The sequence below is a fragment of the Paracoccus sp. (in: a-proteobacteria) genome (genome assembly GCF_047973135.1).
GTDB lineage: Bacteria > Pseudomonadota > Alphaproteobacteria > Rhodobacterales > Rhodobacteraceae > Paracoccus.
Map to the genome: position 1 here is coordinate 1 of NZ_JBKEBL010000055.1, position 24,350 is coordinate 24,350.

A 24,350-nucleotide genomic window follows, 5' to 3' on the forward strand; every position below is an offset into this window, starting at 1 on the left:
GCCGACGGTGCGACGCGCGGTATGCGAACCCGCGCAATGATGCGGACCGTTGCCAAATGCCTGATGCGGGTTCTTGTCGCGGAAATCGAAGAACTCCTCGGAATTCTCGCCGAACACGTCTTCATCCCGGTTGGCCGAGGCCTGGATCGTCATCACGGTATCGCCCTTCGGGATATCATAGCCGCCGATCTGCGTGTCGCGGGTGACAAGGCGTGAGCTGGCCTGAATAGGCGCAACCCAGCGGACCGATTCCTCGAAGGCCTTGCCCCAGGCATCCTTTTCGCGGACCTCCTGCAACTGATCGGGATTGGTCAGCAGCCCATAGATCAGCGTGCCAAGCGCATCGCGCGGTTCATTGATGCCACCGCCGATCGCGATCTTGATATTGGCGTAGATCTGGCTGACCGGTATCGGCTCATCTGCATTGACCATCACCGACAGGGCCGACGCGTCGGGCACAGCCCGCAGCCGTTCGGCCGCCTTGTCCAGCAGCGCATCCATTTCGTCATTTGCCTTATCCGTCACCTCGAACGGACCGGGGCGCCAGGCAAAGTTTCCGGCGCCGTCAATCAGGTTCTGCGACCACCGCATCATCTGTTCGTCCGTCGCCTCCGGGATGCCCAGGATATGCGCCAGAATCCGTGCCGCGATGGGCCCGCAAAGATCGGTGAACAGGTCAGCCGGCCCCGTCCTGGGCAGGCGGTCCAGATATTCGGCGACGAATTTCTCGTAAAGCCCGGCCCATTCGCATTGGATCGCCTTGGGCGTCAATGCGGGCATCATCGCCTTGCGTTCCGACAGGTGTTCCGCCCCATCCTTGCGCATCAGCGTATGGGCGCGAAAGGCCGGCTGCATCGGCGTGCGCGGATCGTCCGAGCTGAACAGCTCGGGGTCGTCCTTAACCATCTTGGTATCGGCTGCCTTGACCAGAAAAGTCCGCTGGACCGAGGGCACGCGGATTACCGGCGTCTCGCGGCGCATGCGGTGATAGATGGGATAGGGGTCCAGCGTGAGCTGGTCGAATGTGATGGTATCGTCGGCTGGTGCTAGCGACATGAACTATCCTCCCTGGCTTGCCTTGCGAACCTAACAAATCCTTGACCATGCAACAATGCGATGCAATTCATTACCGCCATCAAATTCCCTGATGGTGCTGCGATGACCAAACCGATCACCGACCCGCTGAGCCTTGATTTCGCGACCCTGCGGACCCTGTGCCTTGTCCACGAGGCCGGCTCCTTCACCGCCGCGGCCGAGACGCTTGGCGTCAATCAATCCGCCATCAGCTATACCGTGGACCGGCTGCGCAACGTGTTCCACGACCCGCTGTTCGTGCGCGAAAAGGGCCGCCAGATCGCCACGGCCCGCTGCCTTCAGATCATCGCGCAGGTCCAGCCCATGCTGACCGCGATCGAACGGCTGGCCCGCCCCGAAGAATTCGACCCCGCCCGTGCCCGTCAGAAACTGACACTGGCCTGCAATTATTATGAACGGCTGCTGATCGTGCCGCCGCTGGTGCGCGAACTTCGGCGGCTTGCGCCGGGGATCGAACTGAATGTGGTCAATTCGCGCGGCATCGGCCCGGAACGCCTGCTCAGCGGCGGGGCGGACCTGCTGATCGGGCCCTATCCGGCCAAGCAGACCGGTTTCTATGTCAGCCGCCTTTGCCGCGAGGATTATGTCTGCCTGATGGATCCGGGGCACCCGATGGCGGGGCGGATACCTGGCATCGCCGATTATCTGTCGCTGGACCTGATCGACATCACCTACGAGGGGAACTGGGTGTCGTCCTATGTGGCCGAGTTGCAGGCGCGCGGATACCGGATGCGACCCCGGCTGATGGTGCCCAGTCCTGCGGGCGTGTCGCGGCTGGTCCAGGGTTCTTCGCTTGTGGCGACGGTGCCGCGTCGGCTGGCGCATGAGATAGGCGAGGGGCTGTCCATCGTCGAATGCCCTTTCAAGGGCGCTTTTGATATCGCCCTGGTCTGGCCGCCGCGATTTCATGCCGATGCGATGCATCAGTGGATGCGGGGCGTAGTGATCGGACTGCGGCGCGAACTGGAAGATATCGGCAAGGTGTCACCTCGATCCGGGTAATTGGTTTTTGCCATGCGCCCCCGCCCGAAATCTCCGGGTAGGGGCGGTTGTCATTGCATCATCGTTCCGGGCAGGAACAGCGACAGTTGCGGAATTGCAACCAGCAGCGCCAGCGTCACCAGCATGGCGATCCAGAAGGGCATCACACCGATGAAGATCTGGCCAAGCGGAACCTTGGGCGCGACCGATTTCACGATGAATACGTTGATGCCGACCGGAGGCGATATCAGCCCCATCTCAAGCGTCAGCACCACCAGCACCCCGAACCAGATCAGATCGATCCCCAGCGAACTGACAATGGGAATGAAGATCGGCAGGGTCAGGACCAGCATCGCGAAACCTTCAAGGAACGCCCCCAGCACCATATAGATCGCCAGAATCACGATCAGTGTGCCAAGCGGCCCCATGTTCTGCGCCGTGATCACCTCTTTCACGAAATCGGGGATGTGGCTCAGCGCCAGGAACGGGTTGAAGATATGCGCCGCGATCAGGATCAGCATGACCGATGCCGTGGTCACGATGCTGTCCTTGGCCGCCTGCCACAGCGCCCACAGGCTGAGCGTGCGGGTCAGGAACCCGGCCAGAATGACCGCGCCCGCACCGACGCCTGCCGCCTCGACCGGCGAGAACAGCCCGCCATAGATCCCGCCGATGGTCAGCAAGGTCAGGATGATGATCGGCAGGGCGTTGACAACCGCATGGACCTTTTCGGCCATGGTCGTGGACGGCCCGCGCGGCCCCATGGCAGGGTGGACCAGGCACAGCACCCAGACCGTCAGCAGAAACATCGACAGCAGCAGCAGGCCGGGGATAACGCCGGCCAGAAACAGCCGCCCGATGCTTTGTTCGGCCAGAATCGCATAGATCACAAAGCCGGTCGATGGCGGGATCAGAATCCCCAGCGTGCCGCCGGCCGCGACCACGCCCGTGGACAGGCGCGGGCTGTAATCATAACGATCCATCTCGGCCAGTGACACCTTGCCCATGGTCAGGGCCGAGGCAACCGACGACCCCGACAGCGCCGCGAAACCGCCGCAGCCGATAACGGTGGCGGCGGCCAGCCCGCCGCGAATCTGCCCTATGACCGCATAGGCGGCCTCGTACAGGCGGCGGCTCATGCCGGTGATACTGGCGACATTGCCCATCAGGATGAACAGCGGAATGACGATCAGTTCCGGGTTCGAGGCCAGTGTGAAGGATTCCGATGCCAGCAGACCCGTGGCGGCGTTCAGCCCGTTCAGCATCCAGATCCCGACAAAGCCGATCAGGAACATGGCAAAGGCAACCGGCACGCGCAGCGCCAGCAGGATCATCAGGATGGTCATCCCGGTCAGGGCGATTGTGACGGGGCTCATTCGAACGGCCTCGGATCATGGCTGGATTTGCCGGAAAGGATGAAATCGACCGCGCGCAGCAATAGCGCGATCCCTGTCACCAGCGACAAAGCGGCCAGCGTCCACTGGAACCAGGCCAGCGGCAGCCCCAGCAGGTTCGTCCGCAGGTTCAGCATCACGCTGAGCTTGGCGGATTGATAGACCGAATAGGTGATGACCAGAAAGATCACCCCACCCAGCAGATCGACGGCGATGTCGATCAACAGGTTCATCGCACGCGAGAAATAGCGTTCGAACAGGTCCACGCAGATATGGCTGCCACGCTTGTCGCACAACGCCATGCCGCCAAAGACGACGATGACAAAGGCCGTCGTTGTCATGTCAAGAGAGCCGTATAACGGATGCCCGAAGCCCCGTCCGATCACATCGGTCAGCACGATCACCACGACGAACAGCAATGCCGCCGCGCCCAGAAACGCGGACAGGCTGATCAGCCTGTCCGTCCACATCCTCAGCGACGCCAGCACCTTATTCGCCCCGCATCGCTGCCAGTGTCGCCTCGCCACCGACCTTGGCGACATAGGCTTCGGTCACGGGGGCAAGAACCGCTTCAAAAGCCGCAATTTCGTCGGGCGTCAGATCAATCACCGTGTTGCGGCTGTCGGCGCGCGCGGCCTCCAGCGCGGCATCGGCCGTGATCAGCCATGCCTCTTCCGCCGATTTCGAAAGTTCCATCCCGGCAACCGCATCCACCGCAGCCTTTTCGCTGTCGGACAGGCCGTCATAGACCTGCTTGCTCATCACTGTGTAGAAGGTCAGGCGGCCCAGATTGGCGCCGATCGTCAGGGTGTCGGAAACCTCATCCAGCTTGAAGTCAATCAGCGTCGAAACGCCCGAAATCGCCCCGTCGATCAGCCCGGTTTGCAAGCCGTTGTACACCTGCGTCATCGGCATCTGCACCGGCGTCGCACCCAGCGCCTCCATCGCGTCAGCGGCAATTGAACCCGCCACGCGGATTTTCAGGCCCTTGAGATCGTCGGGGGTGCGGATCTGCCTGGTTTTCATGATGAAGATGTTTGGCTCAGAGGTCCACAGCGCCAGCGGAACAGTGGCAGGAAATTCACCCGTCAGATTGTCGGGATAGGCCCGCAGCAGCGCGACATATCCCGGCTCGTCCAGCGGCAGCACGCCCGGTGCCTCGGCGATCATGGTCTTGGGGAATTGCGACGAGGTGTAGCCCTGCAACCCCCAGGCAATGTCGGCAACGCCCTGCACGACGCGCACATATTGATCGGCCGGCCCCGACCCCAGCTCACCCCCGTGATAACCGCGCACCGTCAGTTCGCCCCCCGTCGCGCCGCTGAGGCTTTCGTTCAGCTTGTCGACCACCGAGGCGGTGATGGTATGGGTCGGTGCCGCGTAATTGGCGAATTTCAGTTCCTTGGCCTGAACGCCCAGCGGCGCCATGACTGCCGCAAATCCAGCCGCAACGGTAAAAGCGCGGTTCAAAGTCATCGGTTTCTTCTCCCTGTTCGAGCCTGCGGACGAGTCACCAACCCGCCGAGATATAACCAGCGTAACCTAGTGTGCCCTTTGCCGAACGGTCCATTCAAATTTTCAATGCTGCATAAGTATTGGCTATGGCATGTTCCTTATATCTGGATTCTGGCGCCGATCTTTCAGTGGCATGACCGCATTCGAACTGACATTGCATATCGCATGTTATATTTTAAAAATCAGTGAATTAGAATGATATTATACATTGCATTCTACATAAAATCCGCTCGACCCGTGGTCGACCTTAAGGCAATCTTCATTGTTGCCGGATTTATATGACCGGTGGCAAAGGGGGATTGCGTTGGGATGTTCGCAGGGGTTAATCGGATGGGGTGGCGGGGGATCCACCTCTGCTTGACGGAGTTGCAGGATGATCGAAGCCTTGATCGTGGCGGCGCTTTCCTTCGCTGCTGGCGGTATTCTCAAGGGCGCGATCGGGGCCGGTACCCCGGTCGTGGTGATCCCGCTGATGTCGATCTATTTCAACGTCCCTTACGCCGTCGCGGTCTTTGCCCTTCCGGCACTGTTGTCGAACGCCTGGCAAGGCTGGCAGTTCCGTCATGCGCTGCTGGAACGCGGTTTCGTGCTGCGTCTGGCGCTTGGTGCCTCGCTGGGGGCACTGATCGGCACTTTGCTGCTGGCATCGCTGCCGACCGATATCCTGTCACTGGCCGTGGGCCTGCTGGCGTTGTGCTATATCGGTTTTCGGTTGTTCAAGCCGGAATGGAAGCTGGATTTCAGGCTGGCGAAGCGGATCGTCCTGCCTGCGGGCTTTCTGTCAGGAATCCTGCAGGGCGCGGCGGGAATCTCTGCGCCGGTGTCGATGACATTCATGCACGCTCTGGGACTGACCCGCCCGCAATTCATCGCCACGATCTCGGTTCTGTTCAGTTCGATGTCCATCGTGCAGCTCCCGTCGCTTGCAGTTTTGGGCGTGCTGGACGGTCAGAGATTTCTCATCAGCGTGCTGGCCTGCATTCCGCTGTTCATCGGCATGCCTGTGGGGGCGTGGATGGTGCGGCATATCCGGCCGCAGGTGTTTGACCGGCTGATCATGCTGATGCTGTTCGCCATCGCGGCGCGCCTGATCCTGAAGGCGTTTTGACGGTCAGAGATTCTTGTCCGAACTGTCCGCTTGCCCTGCGACCCAATATCCGGCGGCTTTCATCCAGCCCCGGCCCAAACCACGTTGCGTCAGGTCGTCTCGCACCGCGCGGGCGACACGGGCCTCGGCGGCGATCCAGACGAAACAACGCGAGGGAAGATCGACATGCGACAGGGCTTTTCGCAACGGCACGGGATCTGCGGGGTCGTCGCGATGGACCCACAGGGCGGTGTGATCGGCGCGCGTGTCGATCCGCTGTTCATCCGCCTTGCCTGGCACGCTGACAAGGCTTGTGACCGGCATGTCCGGCGGCATTTCCTCGATGCGGCGGCCAATGGCTGGCAGGGCGGTTTCATCGCCGATCAGCAGCCAGTTTGCGACCGGGCCGTTGATCACCTGCGATCCGCGCGGCCCGCCAATGGTCACGGGGTCGCCGGGCTTCGCCCCCAGTGCCCAGATGGTCGCGGGACCGGCATCATGGATCGCAAAGTCGATCTCAAGCGTCAGCGCCACCGGGTCGAAACGGCGGGGGGTATAGTCGCGCATCGCCTGACCGCCCGCGCCATCCGGCACGATCAGTTTCACGTGATCGTCGGGCGAGGCGGACAGAAAGCCCGCAAGCTCGGGACCGGCAAGGGTCAGCCGCAGCATCACCGGGCTGAGGCGTGTCGTGGCGGCGACGGTCAGATTGCGTCGTACTGTGTCGTGGCGCAAGCGTTCGATGCGGGGAACGTTATCCATAAGGTGTCCTTTCGCTGTGATCCCCTTCTGGCGGCGGCTGGACGGGTTGCGCCAACCTTAGCGCATCAGGGCCACGCGGCAAGGGTACGGTCAGCCGGGAAAGACGCGCCCGTCGAACAATTTGCGGGCAGTCCGAACGGTTCCGGCGCGGATGACCCGTCCCTGACTGTCGCGTTCAAGCTGGACTTCGGCTGCGCCCGAGGGGTGTTCAATGGCGAAAACCGCACTTTTGGGCATGCGTGCGACCAGGGCGGCGGGCGATCCCGGCAGGGTGCAGGCGGTGGCGACGCTGACGGCGGCAAAGACTCCGATCGAGGCGTGGCAGCGATGCGGGATGAAGCTGCGGGTGTTCACCACCCCACCCGTCTGCGAGGCGGAAACCAGCGTCATCTTTGGGACCGATTTCCCGGTCACGTCGCCAAGGTTCATCAGCGGCCCGGCCTTGAGGCGGATCGCCTCGACCCGTTGCTTAAGGGCGGTATCGGCGTCCAGTGCCTCGCGGGTTTCAAGCCCGGTCACGCCCAGATCGGCGGCACGCATGATCACGCAGGGCATGCCATTGTCGATCAGCGTGCAGTCGATGCCGTCGATCACATCCACCGCATGACCGGATGGCAACAGCGCGCCGCACATCGACCCGGCGATATTGTTGAACATCAGGGGGATGGGCGCCGCTGTTCCCGGCACGCCGTCGATGGCGCAATCGCCCGCATAGCTGACGCGCCCGCCCGGGGTCTGCACCGTGGCCACCGCCACCTCGCCCGTGTTCCGCATATGGATGCGGACGGCGGTTTCGGCCGCGGCGACGGGGATCAGCCCGCGTTCGATCGCAGCGGGGCCGACACCGGCAAGGATATTGCCGCAGCCCTGCGCATCCGTCACCACCGGCCGGTCCACGAAAACTTGCAGGAACAGGTAATCCACATCCGCATCGCCACGCGAGGGCGGCGACAGGATCGCCAGTTTCGAAGTCAGCGGATCGGCCCCGCCGATGCCGTCGATCTGACGCGGATCGGGGCTGCCCATGATGCGCAACAGCAGCGCGTCGCGGGTAGCCGGGTCGGCGGGCAGATCGGAGGCCAGAAAATAGGCAGCCTTCGACGTGCCCCCCCGCATCCACAGGCAGGGAATGCCGCCGTCAGACATATTTCAGCCCCTTTTCCTGCAGGCGCCCGCGCATGTCATAGATGTCCAGGCCCAGCTCGCCCGCCGCCAGTCGCTTGCGCTTGGCCTCTTCGGCGTCGATGCGCGTGCGGGCGGCGGCCAGAACCCGGTCGGCCTCGTCCCGGCGTACGACACAGACGCCGTCGTCATCGGCCACGATCACATCGCCCGCCTCGACAAGCTGGCCGCCGCAGATGATCGGCACATTGACCGACCCCAGCGTTTCCTTGACCGTGCCCTGCGCGCTGATTGCCCGCGACCAGACCGGAAAGCCCATCTCGGTCAGGTCGCGCACATCGCGCACACCCGCGTCGATGACCAGCCCCCGGCAACCGCGCGCCATGGCACTGGTCGCCAGCAGGTCGCCGAAATAGCCAGTGTCGCAGGGCGAGGTGGGTGCAAGGACCAGAATGTCGCCCGCCTGCAACTGTTCGATGGCGACGTGCAGCATCCAGTTGTCGCCGGGGGGCGCGCTGATGGTGACGGCGCTGCCTGCGACGCGGGCACCCGCCCAGATCGGGCGCATGCGGCTGGCCAGACAGCCCTTGCGGCCCTGCGCCTCGTGGACGGTTGCGACGCCGGCTTCGGCCAACCCTGTGACGGTGTCAGCGGATGCGCGTTGGATACTCTGAACGACAACGGCCATGATTCAGCCTTTCTTGACCGGCGGAGTGCCGTGCGTGTGGAAGCTTTCGATGGTTTTCAGGCCCCAGGCCTGACCCTTCTTGCGATCGGCCTCGGTCCAGATGACGGGCGGCCAGTCAGGAGCAAGGATCAGCCGCGCGCCGGCATTTGCCAGCTCGACGCGGTTGCCCGCCGGTTCCCAGACATACAGGAAGAACGTCCCCTGAATGGCGTGCTTGTGCGGGCCGGTTTCGATATGGGTGCCGTTTTGCAGGAAATGGTCGGCGGCGCGCAGAATGTCCTCGCGCTGGTCGGTGGCATAGGTGACGTGATGCAGCCGCCCCTGCCCGCCGCCATGTTCCTCGGTGCAAGCCAGGTCATAGGTCTTGTTGTTTACGGTGAACCAGCAGCCGCCGATGCGGCCATTGTCAAGCCGGATCAGCTCGGTCACGCGGCTGCCAAGGCAGGTTTCCATGAAGCGGCGAAATTCGGTCACATCATCGGACAGCAGGTTGATGTGATCCAGCCTGCGGGGGGCCGCGCCGGTAAAGGCGCTGGCGGTGTTCTTAAGCGCGGGCCGATCTGCCTGAGGGGCCTCGAACCAGATCGTATCGTAATAGATTTCAAAGACATGGCCAAAGGGATCTTCGAAGCGGAAGGCGCGGCCATGGCCCATGTCGCCATCGACCCAGCCATGGGTCTTGTAGCCCGAAGCCTCGATCGCGGCGACCCGCCGGGCCAGGGCCTCGGGCGAGGCGGCGCGATAGGCGATATGGCCGACCCCGGTGGTGTGGTGGCGCGTCAGTTTCAGTGAGTGAAACTCGTAATCGTCCCAGGCACGCAAATAGGCGCTGGTACCGTCCTGCCCGGATAATTTCAGCCCGTAGACGCGGGTGAAGAAATCAAGGCTTTCGTCGAACTTGTCGGTGTAGACTTCGACATGACCCAGATGGGCCAGATCGAAAGAGGGATTGGTCGGCGTGGTCATGGCGTTATCCTTACAATTCGTCCACGGTACGCGGAAAGATCGACTGAAAGCCTTCGGCATACTGGCAGTCGCGACCGCCGGACTGACCGCCGGAGTTACGCTTGAAATGGTTGGCGCGCTGCTGCGCCACACGGGTGTAATATTCCCACAGATGGACCTGCCCGTTCATATGTTCCATCGCGGCGCGCTTTTTGTCCCAGACGGGGGTGATGTCGAGAAACGTGTCGGGCTTCCAGCCCATCTGTTCGGTCTGATGAGGTTCGAACAGGTAAAGCTGCGGGGCGCCAAGCACCTTTTCACCGGGATTGTGGCCCCAGGCCTGTGCGATCATCCGCGCCTCCAGCGCCACCTGCGTCATGTACATGTGGTCGGTGTTGTAGGGGTCGTACTGGCTGTGGCTCATCATGAAGCGCGGCTGCACCTTGCGGATCAGATCGACCAGCCGGAATTTGTCCTCGCGGTCCAGATGCAGCGGGTAATCGCCCAGATCGAAACATTCCAGATGATGCACGCCCAGCACATCCGACGCTGCCTCGGCCTCGGCCCGGCGGATCGCCTTGACCTCGTCCAGCGACTTGCCCTCTTTCCACAGCCGCGCGCTTTCGCCGCGCTCGCCGAAGGACAGGCAGGCCACCGTGACCTGATAGCCCATCTGCGCATGCAGTGCGATGGCACCGCCGCAACGCCAGACGAAATCGGCGGCATGGGCGGAAATGACAAGTGCGGTCTTGGGCGCGGACATGGGGAACCTCTTTCATCTGCGATGGTCGGTTATGGATGACACCACACCCGCTGGACGGACAATTCAGAAACCGGGGCGGGACGATAAATTTTAGCTATAGGGGGCTTGGCGAAGCGCCGGAAAACGGCCAGTCTGCACCAAAAAATCAAAGGTAAAATCAAGGGAGATGTTCGGATGGGCGCGACAATCGCATTCATCGGCTTCGGTGAGGCCGGACAGGCCATCGCACAGGGTTGGGGGCCGCGCCTTTGCGCGTCGGTCGCGGTCTTTGACCAGAAGACCGGCGGTCCCGAGGCCGAGGCGATCCGCGTGGCATGCGCGGCGACCGGGGTCGTTTGCGCCGATGATCGCGGCGCGGCGCTGGCGGGGGCGCGGTATGTGCTGTGTCTGGTGACGGCGGATCAGGCGGTCGCGGCGGCGCGTCAGGCCGCCCGGCATCTGGCACCGGGTGCTATCTGGTATGACGGCAATTCCTGCGCCCCGGACAGCAAGCGCGAGGCGGCTGCGATCATCGGCGCGGCGGGCGGGGTCTATGTCGATCTGGCGGTCATGGCCCCCATCCATCCCCGGCTGCACCGCACGCCGATGCTGGTTGCGGGACCGCAGGAAGCGACGGGTTTTCTGGACATGATGGGGATGGATTACCGCTGGCGCGGGCCGGAAATCGGCTCTGCCTCGGCGGTCAAGATGATCCGCTCGGTCATGATCAAGGGGATCGAGGCGCTGACGGCCGAGTGTTTTCTGGCCGCTGGCCGCGCCGGAGTTCTGGAGGATGTGCTGGCCTCGCTGCAATCTTCGGACCCGCAGACCGACTGGCGGGGGCGGGCGGATTACAATCTGGAACGGATGATGCAGCACGGCCAGCGCCGTGCCGCCGAGATGCGCGAGGTTGCGGCGACCGTGGTGGCCCTTGGCCTGCCCGACCGGATGGCCGGTGCGACGGTGGGCTGGCAGCAGCATATCGGGGATTTGGCGCTGCGTGGGCGCGAGGGTGGCCTTGAAGAGCGGCTGGCGATGGTGGAAAAAGCCCTATGCTCGTTGGAAACCTCCGTCATCTGAGGGTTTTTCTGTCGGTTGCGGAATGCGGCTCGGTCACGCAGGCGGCGGTGGCGGGGTTTGTGTCGCAACCGGCGGTCACGCAGGCGATCACCAAGCTGGAAACCGCCGCCGGCATGCCGCTGTTCCTGCGCAGCCAGCAGGGATTGTTCCCGACCGAGGCCGGGGCGCTGTTCAGTAACCGCGTGGCGCGCGCGCTGGCGCGGCTGGATGCGGCGATGGCCGATATCGCGCCGCGCCTGACGGTGACGGCGACGCGGGCGCAGCTAGTGGCGCTGATCGCCACGGTCGAGGCGCAGAATTTCACGCTGGCCGCGCATCGCCTGGGGATCGCGCAGCCCACTGTTCACCGTGCGATTACCGGTATCGAGGGCGCGGTCGGGCGCGCGCTGTTTCAGCGCAGCCCGGTCGGCGTGGCGCCGACGCGGCAGGCGCAGGCGCTGGCGCTGGCTGCGCGGCTGGCTTTTGCCGAGCTGGATCAGGGCGTGGCCGAACTGGCCGAGTTGCAGGGCCGCGAGGTCGGCGAGATCGTGATCGGTGCCCTGCCGCTGTCGCGCGCCCATATCCTGCCGCGCGCGCTGGCCGGGTTCCGCGACATCCGCCCGCGTCAGCCGATCCGGGTCATCGACGGGCTGTATGACGACCTGCTGGGCGGGCTGCGGCGGGGCGAGATCGACGTGATGATCGGCGCGCTACGCGACCCGGTGCCGGTGGCCGATGTCGTGCAGGAACGGCTGTTCGACGATGTGCTGGCGATCCTTTGCGGGCGCGGGGATCCGCTGCTGCCGGGGCCTGCGCCGCTGGCCGGTCTGCGCGACCGCCCCTGGCTGGTGGCGCGGCGCGGCACCCCCACCCGCAACCAGTTCGAGGCGCTGTTTCGTGATGCCGGGCTGGACCCGCCCGCCAGTATCATCGAAACCGGATCGGTCATCCTGATGCGCGAGATGGTGGCGGGCGGGCATTTTCTGGGCTGCATCTCGAAGGCGCTGGCCACGCAAGAGGTTGCGCGGGGCATCCTGGCCGAACTGCCCTTTCCCGGCACGCCGGACCCCCGCCCCATCGGCCTGACCCTGCGCGCCGGCTGGCAGCCCACCCCGGCGCAGCAGGCGATGCTGGAGGCGATCCGCGCGGGGTTTGCGTGAGGATCCGGACATCGCCGCCGCGCGCTGCGCGGGATCCGTTGCGCAACGTTACCGCCGGATGATTTGCGTCCCGCGATAGCCGGGGGAGTTGCACCCCCCGGACCCCCTGCCCTTTCCGCGACCCCACCCGCAGCCCTGCAAGCGGCTGGTCACGCGCTCAGCGCCTGCGGCACGCCGCCGGTTTCGGGAGCAATCATCTGGGCCACGATTCTGGCCAGCGACACGTTGCCCGCGACATCGCCGCTGTCATCCGAGACATTGGCGCGGCTGACATCGGCCGCGGTCATCGCGCGGGCGGCCTCTTCCAGGGTGGTGTCCTGCGGAAGGCACAGCGCGGCGTCGGCATTCACCCCCCGGTGCATGATCGTCCGCAGCCGGATGACCTTGCCGCGACTGACCTCGCGCACGAAATCGGCGATATAGCCATCTTTCGGTTTCAGCACGATCTGTTCGCCCGTGCCTTCCTGCACGATGCGGCCCGCGCGCAGGATGGCGATGCGGTCGCCAAGGCGCAGGGCTTCGTCCAGATCGTGGGTGATGAAGATCACCGTCTTGCACAATTCGGCCTGCAAATCCAGCAACACGGTCTGCATGTCCGTGCGGATCAGCGGATCGAGAGCCGAGAACGCCTCGTCCATCAGCAGGATTTCGGCGTCGTTGGTCAGCGCGCGGGCAAGGCCGACGCGCTGCTGCATGCCGCCCGACAACTGGTTGGGATAGCTTTCCTCGAATCCCTCAAGCCCGACGCGGGAAATCCAGCGGCGCGCGCGTCCGGTGGCCTCGACCGTGTCGATGCCGCGAACGGTCAGCCCGTAGGCAGTGTTTTCCAGCACCGTGCGATGCGGGAACAGCGCGAATTTCTGAAACACCATCGCGGTCTTGCGGCGGCGAAAATCGCGCAGTTCGGGCTGTGACATGCCCACGATGTCGTGGCCATCGAACATGACCTGTCCGGTCGTGGGGTCGATCAGCCGGTTGATATGGCGGATCAGCGTCGATTTGCCCGAACCGGATAACCCCATCACCACCTGTATCTGCCCCGCCGGGATGGTCAGGTTGATGTCGTCCAGTCCCAGAACGTGATCGTGCCGGGCCTTCAGTTCGTCCTTTGTCATACCGGCCTGGACTTCGGTGACAAGGGACGCGGCCCTTGGTCCAAAGATCTTGTACAGGTTGCGGATTTCGATGTCGTGGGTCGCTTCAGCCATGAACGGCCTCCAGATGTTTCTGCAACCGCTTGCCATAGGCCTGGGTCGAGCGGTCAAAGATGATGGCGATGGCGACGATGGCCAGCCCGTTCATCACCCCAAGCGTGAAATACTGGTTGTTGATGGCCTGCAACACCGGCTGGCCCAACCCCCGGACCCCGATCATCGAGGCGACGACGACCATCGCAAGGCTCATCATGATGGTCTGGTTGACGCCCGCCATGATCGTCGGCAGTGCCAGCGGAAGCTGTACATCGCGCAGTTTCTGCCGCGCGGACGAGCCAAATGCCTCGGCCGCCTCCAGCACGTCGGCGGGTACCTGGCGAATGCCCAGATTGGTCAGGCGGATCACCGGCGGGATGGCATAGATCACCACCGCGATCACGCCCGGCACCTTGCCAAGGCCAAAAATCATCACCACCGGGATCAGATAGACAAAGCTGGGCATGGTCTGCATCAGGTCGAGGATCGGCGTGATCAGCGCGTTCGCCCGGTCGGACCGCGCCATCAAGATGCCCACCGGAATGCCCACCACAACTGCGATCAGCGTGCAGACGGCAACCATCGCGATGGTGCGCATCGTGTCGTCCCACATGCCGAAAAAGCCGATCAGAAGCAGCGCGATTACCGTACCCGCGACGATCCTCCAGCTTCGGCCAAGCGCCCAGACGATCAGCGCAAGCGCGGCCATCACAAGGGTCCAGGGGCTGTCGATCAGCAGATCCTCGATAAAGACCAGCAGCGTCTGGATCGGGTGAAACAGCCGTTCAAGGGAATCGCCATAGGCCCGCGTAAAGTCGCGAAAGCCCGTGTCCACGGCGTTGCGCAAATCGCGCAGGTCGCCACGGCTGAGCGAAGGGAAATCCACAAGGTCCATGGTGTCACATCCCTGATCCGGTGCCTGCGATCACAGCGCGTCTTTCACTTGCGCGGCGACATCCTCGGGCAGCCATTGTGTCCAGACATCTTCGTAATTTTGCAGGAAATACCAGGCGCCATCCTCGTTTGTGGACTGGTTGTCGCCCATCCATGCCAGCAATTCGTTGACCGTCTGGTTCGACCAGGCGCGCTTGCCCAGATAATCCATCGTCACCGCGTTACTTTCGGCAAATTCCTTCGTCACGGCGGTGAATACCTCGGAACGCGGCCATTCGCTCAGTTTTGGATCGATGCAGTCCTGAACGACGATACAATTATCCCATTGTGCCTGATCATGATCGACCCCCAGTTCCAACCGGGTCATGTCGTATTTTCCCAGAATCGCGGTTGGTGCCCAGTAATAGCCCAGCCAACCCTCGTTGCGGGTAAAGGCGCGGGCGATCGAGCCGTCTAGCCCGGCGGCAGAACCAGAATCGACCAGTTCGAACCCATGCCCCTCGCCATCCAGCGCGCGGAACTGGTTCGCGGTGATGATCTGGCAGGCCCAGCCTGCGGGGCAGTTGAAAAACGCCCCCTTTCCCTCTTCCTCGGCACCGGGGAACAGTTCCGGATGGGCCAGCGCGTCCTCGATGGTCTTGATGCCATGTTCCTCGGCCAGTGTGGTCGGCACCCAGAAACCTTCGACCCCGCCATCGGTCAGGATTTCCGAGGCGATGATGATCCGGCCCTCGGCCATTGCGGCATCCAGTGGAATCTTGACGGCATTGACCCACAATTCCGGGGCAATGTCGGGCTCGGCTTTTTCATTCATCGAGGTGAAGGTCGGCACCGTGTCACCCGTCACCAGCGCCACGTCACAGCCGTAACCCTCTTCCAGAATGATCTTGTCCACCCATGCGGCCAGCCCGGCCGAGGCCCAGTTCATTTCGGCGATGGTCAGGCTGCCGCATTCCTGTGCCGCCGATACAGACGGCACAGCGGCGATCAGGCCCAGAAGGGCCAATGCGGGTTTCAGCGATGTCATGGGACTTCCTTTCGTTCTCGTCAAACCGGGGCAACTTGTGCCCGCGCGACAGACCGTCACGAGACCGTCACGGGGGCCGACCATTATCGGCCTTGGTGTATCCCAGCATAGCCCGGCAATGCCGCGTTGTCACTTTTTTGCGGCATATATTTTGTAATATACTGAAAGTAATCATATAATATTCGATCTAAAAGTTCCATTTGCGACATGCATGGCCACGCACGGCGGATTTGCGCCTTGGGCCGGTCACACCCTGTCAAAGGGCTGGACAAATGCTGTGGCATCGGCTTGCGGGCAAATCCCTGCCGCAGTAACATTGCAGTTACCTGAGCCGGCCCTGCGCGGATGCCCGGTACCATTACCTTGCCCTTGCCGACCGGACGACTGAAGTATTCGCCAGATGAGAAAATCCCTCGGAGCCTTGCTTGCCATCTGCCTTGCCGGGCTACAGTTTATTGCCGTTCTGGCGGTGGTTTTTTCGTCCTATCTGACTTCGGAACGGGTGCTGCTGGCCCATGCCCGCAAGCTGATGGGCGATGTCGGCATGAACACCGCCGAACATTCGCGCAGCTTTCTCAGCCCCGCGCAGGACGCCGCCGAGCTGGCCGCACGTCTGGCCCAGCATCGCGTCGTCGCCAGCGAAGACCCCGAGCGGCTGGAACAGTTCCTGTTTCAGCAATTGCGCATCACGCCGCAATTCTCGGGGCTGTATTACGGCGGTGAGGATGGCAGCTTTATCTATGTGATGCGCAGCGATGGGCCGGGGCCGTTCCGGTCCAAGCTGATCATCTACAAGGATGGTGTGCGCACCGTCGATTTCATCTGGCGGGACGAGAATTTTCAGACCGTCAGCGAATCGGCGGATCCTGCGGACACGTTCGATCCGCGCGAACGGCCTTGGTATAAAAGCGTCGTCGAACACAAGGCGACAAGCTGGACCGAGCCCTATATCTTCTTTTCCTCGCAGCAGCCGGGGATCACTCTGGCCGCGCCGGTCACTGATCACGACGGCAGCCTGCGGGGCGTAATCGGCGTCGATATTGAAATCAGCAGCATCTCGCTGTTCCTGTCGCATCTGAAAATCGGCGAACATGGCATGGCGCTGATCGTCAACCGCAACGGAGACGTGATCGCCCATCCTGACCAGTCGCTGATCAAGACCCGCAGTTCCGACGGGACACTGCGTTTCGTCAGCATAAAGGATTTGCAGGATCCGCTGGCCCGCGCCGCCTTTGAGGCCGCGCGCGACAAAAACGGCAGCTTTCCGTTAAGCCGCGACGAGTTTTCCGAATTTACCCATGACGGAAAAACCTATCTGTCCTACATCATGCCGATCATCAGCGAACAGATGCCCTGGACCATCGCCGTCTATGCGCCTCAGGACGATTTCATCGGCGCGATCAAGCGCAACCGGGTACAGAACATCTGGATCGCCGCCACCGTCGCCCTTGTGACCGCCGCCATCGGGCTGTTGCTGGCCAATTACATCTATCGCCCGGTGCGCGCCTTTGCGGTCAGGTCGGCGCTGATTTCGCAGGGGGAAATCGACCCGTCCGAGCCGCAGCCCCGGACCTATCGTGAACTGGAACAGGCCAATGAAACGCTGGTCCAGCAGATTGCGGCACGCAAGAATGCCGAACGCGAATACGGCCAGACCTTCGATCTGTCGGGGCGGGCGATGGCGCAGGTCTCGCCCCGAACGGTGCGGTTCCTGAAGGTCAATCACCGGCTGTGCGAGTTGACCGGATACAGCACCGTCGAATTGCTGAATATGTCCTTCGCCCAGCTTCTGCCCAAGGACGAGCCGCTGCCCGAAAATGGCACGGATCTGGTCGCCGACGAAATGCTGTCCGCGAATCGCGAGATCCGGCTGCGGCGCAAGGACGGGCGAATTCTGGACGTGGTGGTGAACTCGATCCTGATCCGCGATGACCGGGGCCAGCCGCAGCATGCCGTGGTGACGCTGAGCGACGTTTCCGTCAGCAAGGCGCGCGAGGGGGAAATTGCCAGACTGAACCGCGATCTGTCGCATCTGGCGCGCGGCAATACCATGGGCCAGATGGCTGCCGGACTGGCCCATGAACTGAACCAGCCGCTTGCCGCCATCGCCCAGAATGCCGATACCGGCTTGCTGATCGTCAATCACGCCGACAACAGCGCCCCCGAATTGCGCGAAATCCTGCAAGAGATCGAACGCGAATCGCTGCGGGCGGGCGACATCATCCGCGCGCTGCGCAGCTTTATCAGCAAGGATGAGACGCAGACCAGCGATTTCAGCCTGGCCGGGCTGCTGGATCAGGCCATCCGGCTGGTTCAGGCCGAGGCGAAAGAGGCGCATGTCCTGATCACCCCCGCCCTGCCCTCCCTGCCCGCCGTGCGCGCCAATCGCGTGCAGATTGCGCAGGTTCTGGTGAATCTGCTGCGCAACGCGATCGAGGCCATCGACTCGGCCAGCAGCCCGATCCGGCGGATCTGGGTTCGGGCGCGGGTGTTGGGCGATCTGGTCGAGGTCGAGGTCCGTGACACCGGCCCCGGCGTCTGCCCCGAGGTGACGCTGTTTGCCCAGTTCGAGACCACCAAGGTCGCCGGCATGGGCCTTGGCCTGTCGATCTGCCGCTCCATCATCGAGGCGAATGGCGGCGAACTGACGCTGGACCGCGAGGTGGCCGAGGGCGCGCGTTTCCTGTTTACGCTGCGGATTGCATCGTGATGCGCGAATTTTGTGCCTATGTTCAGGAAATCTTAGCTGTCAGATATTATGACGGCTGAAAATCATGCAAGGCCGTGGGGGTGCTTTGGTGCCCCTGCGTGAAGTTGAAGAGGAACGATGACGACGCTCAGGGGAACCATCTTTCTGGTCGATGACGATCCGGGGATCAGATCGTCGCTCAGCCGGGCGCTGCGCGTGCGCGGCTTTGATGTCGAGGCGTTCGGCTCGGCCGCGGATTTTCTGGCCGTTTATGACGATGACAGCGTGGGCTGCCTGATTCTGGATCACGGTATGCCCGACATGACCGGGCTGGAACTGCAAAAGCACCTGACCGGCATGGGCTGCAAAATCCCGATCATTTTCATTACCGGGCATGGCGGAGTACCCGAATCAGTTCAGGCGATGAAGGCGGGGGCACTGGATTTTCTGGAAAAACCGTTCCGGCAATCTGATTTGCTCGAACGGGTCGAGACGGCGCTGCAATTGTCGCAGGGATTGATGCAGTTGAAACAGCAGGCCCGCGCCACCGGGGAACGCCTTGCGCGCCTGACCCCCCGGGAACGAGAGATCGTCGATCACATGCTGGCTTTCCCGGCCGAGATCTCAAGCAAGGAAATCGGGCGACATCTGGATATCAGCCCCCGGACAGTCGATCACCATCGCGCAAGAATCCTTGAAAAAATGGGGGTTGGCTCGATTGTCGAGATGATCGACCTGCTGCGGCGCACCGGAAACTGATATGGGTCGCGGCGATTACGGGTTGACGAATCCCATACCATTAACCATGCAGAAAAGCTGGCGACGATACCTTGCCGGTACGGTGCGGCAATGGTTTCAGCCATTCTGGCCTGCCCGGTTCGAAAAACCGGCTATTCGCCTTGCAAATCATGCACCTGATGGTTGTTTTTTATATCCAAAAATTCGTCTTTTACGTATAGGTAGTTCTACCTGCGCAATCTTGCGAATAGCGCAACCTATACGTTTGGGCTATACCCGTCTTGTCACCTACTGCGAACCAGGTGGCGCATTTCTAAGTCAGTATTTTGATTGTGGTCCTTCTGCGAACTTTTCGTTCAAAGGTCGGGGGCATGATCAGAGCTACGACATTGAAGGCAGTACTTTAGCCGCCGGGATCAGATGTGTAACAGCATCTGATCCGGCGGCACTAATTCGTCTTGCCTGTGGACGCATTCCTCTCCGCACCTGCCGAAAGGCGATTCGCCCTCGATCCGCTCTGCGCCTGCGGGTGGATTGTCATCGCCCGGCCTTTGAATTAGCCAGATCCGATAAATCCGGGGGTTGGCGGTCCCCGGTCGCGGAAAGTCGGTCCCGAAAGGGCGTCGTAAAGATTGATGAGCAACAACCTTGACTGTGGATGACGATGACCTTTCCAGGCAGCGCGGCCTTACGGCCCGTCATCTGCGCGGCCTGTTGCCCTATATGCTGGCATTGCTGTTGTTCGGGCTGGGGATTTCGGCCCTGTTCCGGCTGCTGTCACCCGTCGATATCCATGCCGTCGTCGCCCAGATCCACACGACCCCGTGGCGGCTGATCGGCATCGCGCTGCTGTCCACCTTTGCGGGCTATCTGTGTCTTGCCGGCTATGACTGGTCGGCGCTGCGCCATATCGGCAAACCCCTGCCCGGCCCCGTTACCCTGACCGGCGGATTTCTGGCCTATGCCTTCGGCAATACGGTCGGGCTGTCGGCGGTGTCCGGTGGTGCGGTGCGCTGGCGGGTCTATTCGGGGCTGGGGCTTGATGGATATGACATTGCCGCAGTGTCCAGTTTCACCGCCATCTCGTTCGGGACGGCGGCCACGCTGGTCGGGCTGGTGGCGCTTGCCGTACATCCGGCGGCGCTGGCCTCGGTGCTGCCTCTGGCACCTCCGGGGGTGAGGCTGCTGTCGATCCTGGCGATTCTGGTCATCACCCTGCCGCTGATCATGGCCTCGGTCACGCAGCGCAAGTTGCGGCTTGGCCGTTTCACGGTGAACGCGCCGACGCCGGGCATTCTGCTGGTGCAATTGCTGATCAGCCTGGGCGATATCGGCTTTTCGGCGTTGACCCTCTATGTGCTGCTGCCGGTGGGCGAGCCGGGATTTCTGGCCTTTCTGGCGATTTTTGCGGCCGCTACGATGGCCGGGATCGTCAGCCATGTTCCCGGCGGCATCGGCGTGTTCGAAACGATTCTGATCGCCGCCCTGCCTGCCGGTGCCGGCGTGGACAAGATCGCGGCGGCGCTGCTGCTGTACCGGCTGATCTATTACCTTGTGCCCTTCGCCCTTGCGCTGGTCCTGCTATCCCTGTTCGAGGCGTGGCGCGTCCTTGGCGGCGATCCGCGCCAGACCCGGCCAGGCCGCATCCTGACCGCGATCGAACCCGCCTTTCGTGCGGTCGAACCCGCTGCTCCGCTGCTGCTGTCGGTGATGACCTTCGGATCGGGGCTGTGGCTGTCGCTGTCGTCGCTGTTGCCGCCCATGACCAAGGCCGCCGAGGCCGCCGAAGCGTTTTTCCCGCTCGCCTTCATCGAAGGCTCGGCCCTGCTGACCAGCGCGCTTGGCGCGGCGCTGATCGTGCTGTCGCTGGGGCTGGTACGGCGCAGTCTGGGGGCGTTCTGGCTGGTCATCCTGACCATGCTGGCCGGGGCCTGCATCGAGCTGGTTCAGCAGATCGAGACCGAACAGACCCTTGCCCTGCTGTTGGGTACGGCGATCCTGCTGCCCTTTCGCCGCGCCTTTCACCGCCGGTCGCTGCTGACCCATTCGGCGCTGACGCCCGGTTGGGTGATCCTGCTGCTGGCGGCTGTGCTGGGTTTTGGCTTCGTGCTGTTTTTTGCCCATAAAAGTACACCTTACGGGCATGAACTTTGGTGGCAATTCGCGACCGATGCCAACGCGCCGCGGGCGTTGCGTTCGGGTCTGCTGGGGGGGCTGCTGGTGGGCTCGGGGTCGCTGTTCCTGCTGCTGCGGATTCCGCGCTATCGCCCCGAGGCACCCGGTCCCGAGATGCTGGAACAGGCCCGGCAACTGATTGCCGCCTCGGACCGGCCCGAAGCGGGTTTCGCCCTGACCGGAGACAAGACCCTGCTGTTTTCGGATGACCGCAAGGCCTTTGTGATGTTTGGTGTTTCGGGAACCTCGTGGCTGTCGCTTGGCGCGCCTGTCGGCGAGGCCGAGGCCGCCGAAGAGGTCGCCTTCACCTTTGTCGATGCGGCGCGGCGCGCAGGCGTCAGGCCGGTTTTCTACGAGGTCGGCCCTGGCGACGTGCCGTTGATGCTGGATCTGGGCCTGACGCTGCACAAGATGGGCGAAGAGGCGGTGATCGACCTGACCAGCTTTTCGCTGGATGGCCCGGCGCGCAAGAAGCTGCGGGCGGCCCATGCGCGCGCCGGCCGCGACGGGCTGAGTATGCAAATCGTGCATCCTCCGCATGACCCGGCGCTGCTGCGGCGAATGCAGGCGGTCTCGGACGAGTGGCTGACGACGAAGAAATCGCATGAAAAGGGCTTTTCGGTCGGGCGCTTCGATGCCGGTTGGCTGAACCGCTGGCCGCTGGCGCTGGTCTGGCTGGGCAAGGACGATCTGGTCGCCTTTGCCAATCTGCTGGTCACGGACAGCCAGCGGGGTTGCGCCATCGACCTGATGCGCCATACCGGGCAAGCCCCTTCGGGCACGATGGAGTTTCTGTTCACCGACCTGATGCTGCAACTGAAGATGCGCGGCTTTGGCCAGCTTTCGCTGGGAATGGCCCCGCTGTCGGGCCTGTCGCCGGATCGCAGCGGCAGGTTGTGGGACCGCTTTGGGGCCATGGCCTACCGGCATGGCGGTGCCTTCTACAATTTCGAGGGGCTGCGCGCCTTCAAGGCGAAATTCGATCCCGACTGGGTGCCGCATTACCTTGCCACGCCTTCGGGCCTGCCACCGCTGCTGCCTCTGGCCGATGCGGCGCGGCTGATCGCACGGCCCTTGTCGGCGGGTGGCAAGACGGCGGCAGTGGCGATGCGCCGGGGTATTCTTCGATCCCTGCCGCGTGGTCGCCTGGCACTGCCGACCCGCAGGCAGTAGAGCGACCAGTCCTTTTTCAGCGAGTGTCGGTTTCCTGCTGAAATTCCGACCCGAAACAGGCATCGGCCTTTGGATAAAGCAGAGCCGCGTTGCCTGCGCGGAAAGGGGGCCAACGCGAAAAAAAGGATCGGGCCGGGCAAAGCCCGGTCCGGTGCAGCCCCATCCACAGGATCTTTGGCCAGACGTCAGATGCCCATCGGGATCCGTACGCCGCCGCAGGCTTTTGCAAGGGGTCCGGGGGGGGCTGCACAGCTCCCCCGGCCACCGCAGGACGCAAATCTGCGGCGGTGCCGCCCGGCACGCTATGAAATTCGCACATCTTTCTTGCGGGCGGTGATTGTCTCTGATTCTCTTCTGGAAACAGGAGGGTATCATGGACATGAGCTTGGGCGGTTTCGGGGATCGGCGGCTGGAAAAAGGGGGGGCGATCTGCGGGCGCGGCTGGTCAGCCATGGCGCGCGCGGGGTTCGGGTGCGCCGGTTGGGCGGGGATCGCGCTGGCGAGATCCGTTTCACGCGGTTTCTGCGCAACCCGGCGGTGAGCGTAGACGAAATCGTCGCCACGGCGTTCGAACGCACGCAAGACGCTCGCAAAGGCCGCGACGTTCTGGCGATCCAGGACACCACGGTGACGCAGTCGTCGGGCGGCGGTGGCAGCTTTCTGCACGCGATGATCGCGGTCGATGCCGAGAGTGGCGCGGTTCCGGGTGCGCTGGACGCGCAGTTCATGGAGCGGACCGAAGGCGGCAAGGCGACCCGCCGCAGCCGGGCTTTTGAGAACCGCCAGAGCATGCGCTGGCTGGAAGCGACGCAAAAGGCCGGGCAGATTACGGGCGCGGCGCGGGTGACCGTCGTCGCCGACCGCGAGGCCGACATGTTCGGGTTGTTCGCCCATCGTCCGCCCCATGTGCAGTTGCTGGTGCGCGCCACGCATGACCGGGTGCTGATGGACGGCGGCAAGCTGGCCGACCGGATCGCAAACGGCCCGCGTCTGGGGTATGCGGCGCTCGATCTTCCCGCCCGGCCCGGTCGCGCGGCGCGCGCAGCGCAGCTCTCGGTGCGTTTCGGCCGGCTCGACCTGCGGCCACCGCGCGAAGACCGCAAGACCTGCCGGGAGGCGGTCTCCATGGCTTATGTCGACCTGCGCGAGGAAACGCCGCCCGAGGGCGAAAAACCCTTGCACTGGCGGCTCTTGACCACATTGCAGGTCGAAACCGTGGCTGACGCGCTCGATGTCGCCGCGCGTTATGCCAGACGCTGGAAGATCGAGGACCTCTTCCGCACCATGAAGCGCAGGGGCTTCGACATCGAAAGCCTGAGGATCCGGCAGGCGGAGCCACGCAACCGTCTGTCAACGGCGGAGCAAAAGCCGGCCATTGGGCGGCGCAAAAGTAGGCCACTGGCGCTGCGAGCGGGGAACGTCGGGAAGGCGTAGCCCGACCAGAGTTTCCCGCTCGCAGCGTCGGCAATCTTATGGGGTGGCGTCGGCGGTTTTTCGTGCCCGGCTTTGCGCGAGGCGATAGCTGTCGCCATTCATCTCGAGGATGCTGACGTGGTGGGTCAGGCGGTCGAGGAGTGCGCCTGTGAGGCGCTCGGAACCGAAGGTTTCGGTCCATTCGTCGAAGGGCAGATTGCTGGTGATCATGGTGGAGCCGCGCTCGTAGCGCTGCGAGATTAGCTCGAACAGCAGTTCCGCTCCGGTCTTTGACAGCGGCACGAAGCCCAGCTCGTCGATGATGAGCAGCTTGTAGCCGGCCATCTGCTTCTGGAAGCGCAGAAGGCGGCGTTCGTCGCGCGCCTCCATCATCTCGCTGACGAGCGCGGCGGCCGTGGTGAAGCCGATAGACAATCCCTTCTGGCAGGCTGCCAGACCGAGGCCGATCGCGACATGGGTCTTGCCCGTGCCGCTGGGCCC

General features: G+C 63.2%; 20 protein-coding genes and 1 pseudogene. 8 read left to right on the forward strand and 13 right to left on the reverse strand.

Annotated features, from left to right (window positions below; genetic code table 11):
- Positions 1–1,056 (reverse strand): cytochrome P450 (locus tag ACK5L9_RS05005; RefSeq protein WP_416910353.1); only part of this gene is annotated, 1,056 nt, incomplete at its 3' end.
- Positions 1,057–1,158: 102 nt separating this feature from the next.
- Here ACK5L9_RS05005 and ACK5L9_RS05010 point away from each other — a divergent pair.
- Positions 1,159–2,097, forward strand: a complete 939-nt coding sequence (locus tag ACK5L9_RS05010) for a LysR family transcriptional regulator (protein WP_416910354.1) — start codon at positions 1,159–1,161, stop codon at positions 2,095–2,097.
- Positions 2,098–2,147: 50 nt separating this feature from the next.
- On the opposite strand, the gene ACK5L9_RS05015 is transcribed toward ACK5L9_RS05010, so the two are convergent.
- From ACK5L9_RS05015 to ACK5L9_RS05025, 3 genes are read right to left on the reverse strand one after another with little or no spacing between them, the layout of a single operon-like run.
- Positions 2,148–3,452: a TRAP transporter large permease gene (locus tag ACK5L9_RS05015; protein ID WP_416910355.1), complete on the reverse strand. Its 1,305-nt coding sequence runs from the start codon at positions 3,450–3,452 to the stop codon at positions 2,148–2,150.
- The gene (locus tag ACK5L9_RS05020) at positions 3,449–3,958 is read right to left on the reverse strand and encodes a TRAP transporter small permease (protein ID WP_416910356.1); all 510 of its coding nucleotides are present in this window, start codon (positions 3,956–3,958) and stop codon (positions 3,449–3,451) included. Before ACK5L9_RS05020 ends, ACK5L9_RS05015 begins: the two co-directional genes overlap by 4 nt.
- 1 nt (position 3,959) lies before the next feature.
- On the reverse strand, positions 3,960–4,946 hold the full coding sequence (locus ACK5L9_RS05025) for a TRAP transporter substrate-binding protein (protein ID WP_416910357.1): 987 nt from the start codon (positions 4,944–4,946) through the stop codon (positions 3,960–3,962).
- Between the two features lie 412 nt (positions 4,947–5,358).
- On the opposite strand from ACK5L9_RS05025, the gene ACK5L9_RS05030 reads away from it, so the two are divergent.
- Positions 5,359–6,093, forward strand: coding sequence for a sulfite exporter TauE/SafE family protein (locus ACK5L9_RS05030; RefSeq protein WP_416910358.1), 735 nt, complete (start codon positions 5,359–5,361; stop codon positions 6,091–6,093).
- A gap of 3 nt (positions 6,094–6,096) precedes the next feature.
- On the opposite strand, the gene ACK5L9_RS05035 is transcribed toward ACK5L9_RS05030, so the two are convergent.
- The 5 genes from ACK5L9_RS05035 to ACK5L9_RS05055 form a co-directional block, all read right to left on the reverse strand.
- Positions 6,097–6,834, reverse strand: a complete 738-nt coding sequence (locus ACK5L9_RS05035) for a siderophore-interacting protein (RefSeq protein ID WP_416910359.1) — start codon at positions 6,832–6,834, stop codon at positions 6,097–6,099.
- 90 nt (positions 6,835–6,924) lie between these two features.
- Entirely contained in the window at positions 6,925–7,980 is a 1,056-nt protein-coding gene (locus ACK5L9_RS05040) for a 4-oxalomesaconate tautomerase (RefSeq protein ID WP_416910360.1), read from the reverse strand.
- Positions 7,973–8,644: a 4-carboxy-4-hydroxy-2-oxoadipate aldolase/oxaloacetate decarboxylase gene (locus ACK5L9_RS05045; RefSeq protein WP_416910361.1), complete on the reverse strand. Its 672-nt coding sequence runs from the start codon at positions 8,642–8,644 to the stop codon at positions 7,973–7,975. The genes ACK5L9_RS05040 and ACK5L9_RS05045 overlap by 8 nt, the downstream gene beginning before the upstream one ends.
- Before the next feature lie 3 nt (positions 8,645–8,647).
- On the reverse strand, positions 8,648–9,610 hold the full coding sequence (locus tag ACK5L9_RS05050; RefSeq protein WP_416910362.1) for a VOC family protein: 963 nt from the start codon (positions 9,608–9,610) through the stop codon (positions 8,648–8,650).
- Positions 9,611–9,620: 10 nt separating this feature from the next.
- Positions 9,621–10,352 (reverse strand): PIG-L deacetylase family protein, encoded by a 732-nt coding sequence (locus ACK5L9_RS05055; RefSeq protein ID WP_416910363.1) that lies wholly within the window; start codon positions 10,350–10,352, stop codon positions 9,621–9,623.
- Positions 10,353–10,526: 174 nt separating this feature from the next.
- Here ACK5L9_RS05055 and ACK5L9_RS05060 point away from each other — a divergent pair, with 174 nt between their 5' ends.
- Both ACK5L9_RS05060 and ACK5L9_RS05065 read left to right on the forward strand, forming a co-directional pair.
- Positions 10,527–11,411 carry a DUF1932 domain-containing protein gene (locus ACK5L9_RS05060; protein ID WP_416910364.1) on the forward strand — a complete coding sequence of 295 codons (885 nt, stop codon included), beginning with the start codon at positions 10,527–10,529 and terminating at the stop codon, positions 11,409–11,411.
- A complete protein-coding gene (locus ACK5L9_RS05065; protein ID WP_416910365.1) occupies positions 11,384–12,550 on the forward strand; it encodes a LysR family transcriptional regulator in 1,167 nt (388 codons plus the stop codon). Before ACK5L9_RS05060 ends, ACK5L9_RS05065 begins: the two co-directional genes overlap by 28 nt.
- 149 nt (positions 12,551–12,699) lie before the next feature.
- On the opposite strand, the gene ACK5L9_RS05070 is transcribed toward ACK5L9_RS05065, so the two are convergent.
- Genes ACK5L9_RS05070 through ACK5L9_RS05080 form a run of 3 tightly spaced genes read right to left on the reverse strand, consistent with a single transcriptional unit; the run spans position 12,700 to position 15,661 of the window.
- Positions 12,700–13,758, reverse strand: a complete 1,059-nt coding sequence (locus ACK5L9_RS05070; RefSeq protein WP_416910366.1) for a quaternary amine ABC transporter ATP-binding protein — start codon at positions 13,756–13,758, stop codon at positions 12,700–12,702.
- Entirely contained in the window at positions 13,751–14,635 is an 885-nt protein-coding gene (locus tag ACK5L9_RS05075) for an ABC transporter permease (RefSeq protein WP_416910367.1), read from the reverse strand. Before ACK5L9_RS05075 ends, ACK5L9_RS05070 begins: the two co-directional genes overlap by 8 nt.
- Before the next feature lie 30 nt (positions 14,636–14,665).
- The gene (locus ACK5L9_RS05080) at positions 14,666–15,661 is read right to left on the reverse strand and encodes an ABC transporter substrate-binding protein (protein WP_416910368.1); all 996 of its coding nucleotides are present in this window, start codon (positions 15,659–15,661) and stop codon (positions 14,666–14,668) included.
- Between the two features lie 400 nt (positions 15,662–16,061).
- Here ACK5L9_RS05080 and ACK5L9_RS05085 point away from each other — a divergent pair, with 400 nt between their 5' ends.
- The 4 genes from ACK5L9_RS05085 (at position 16,062) to ACK5L9_RS05100 (ending at position 23,870) form a co-directional block, all read left to right on the forward strand.
- Positions 16,062–18,371: a cache domain-containing protein gene (locus tag ACK5L9_RS05085; protein ID WP_416910369.1), complete on the forward strand. Its 2,310-nt coding sequence runs from the start codon at positions 16,062–16,064 to the stop codon at positions 18,369–18,371.
- 117 nt (positions 18,372–18,488) lie between these two features.
- Positions 18,489–19,109 carry a response regulator transcription factor gene (locus tag ACK5L9_RS05090; RefSeq protein ID WP_416910370.1) on the forward strand — a complete coding sequence of 207 codons (621 nt, stop codon included), beginning with the start codon at positions 18,489–18,491 and terminating at the stop codon, positions 19,107–19,109.
- A 633-nt stretch (positions 19,110–19,742) separates the two neighbouring features.
- Positions 19,743–22,436 (forward strand): bifunctional lysylphosphatidylglycerol flippase/synthetase MprF, encoded by a 2,694-nt coding sequence (gene mprF, locus ACK5L9_RS05095; protein ID WP_416910372.1) that lies wholly within the window; start codon positions 19,743–19,745, stop codon positions 22,434–22,436.
- A gap of 480 nt (positions 22,437–22,916) precedes the next feature.
- Positions 22,917–23,870, forward strand: a complete 954-nt coding sequence (locus tag ACK5L9_RS05100; protein WP_416910371.1) for an IS4 family transposase — start codon at positions 22,917–22,919, stop codon at positions 23,868–23,870.
- Positions 23,871–23,906: 36 nt separating this feature from the next.
- Here ACK5L9_RS05100 and istB read toward each other — a convergent pair.
- Positions 23,907–24,350 (reverse strand): annotated as a pseudogene (gene istB / locus ACK5L9_RS05105) (IS21-like element ISSsp5 family helper ATPase IstB); the annotation flags it as partial.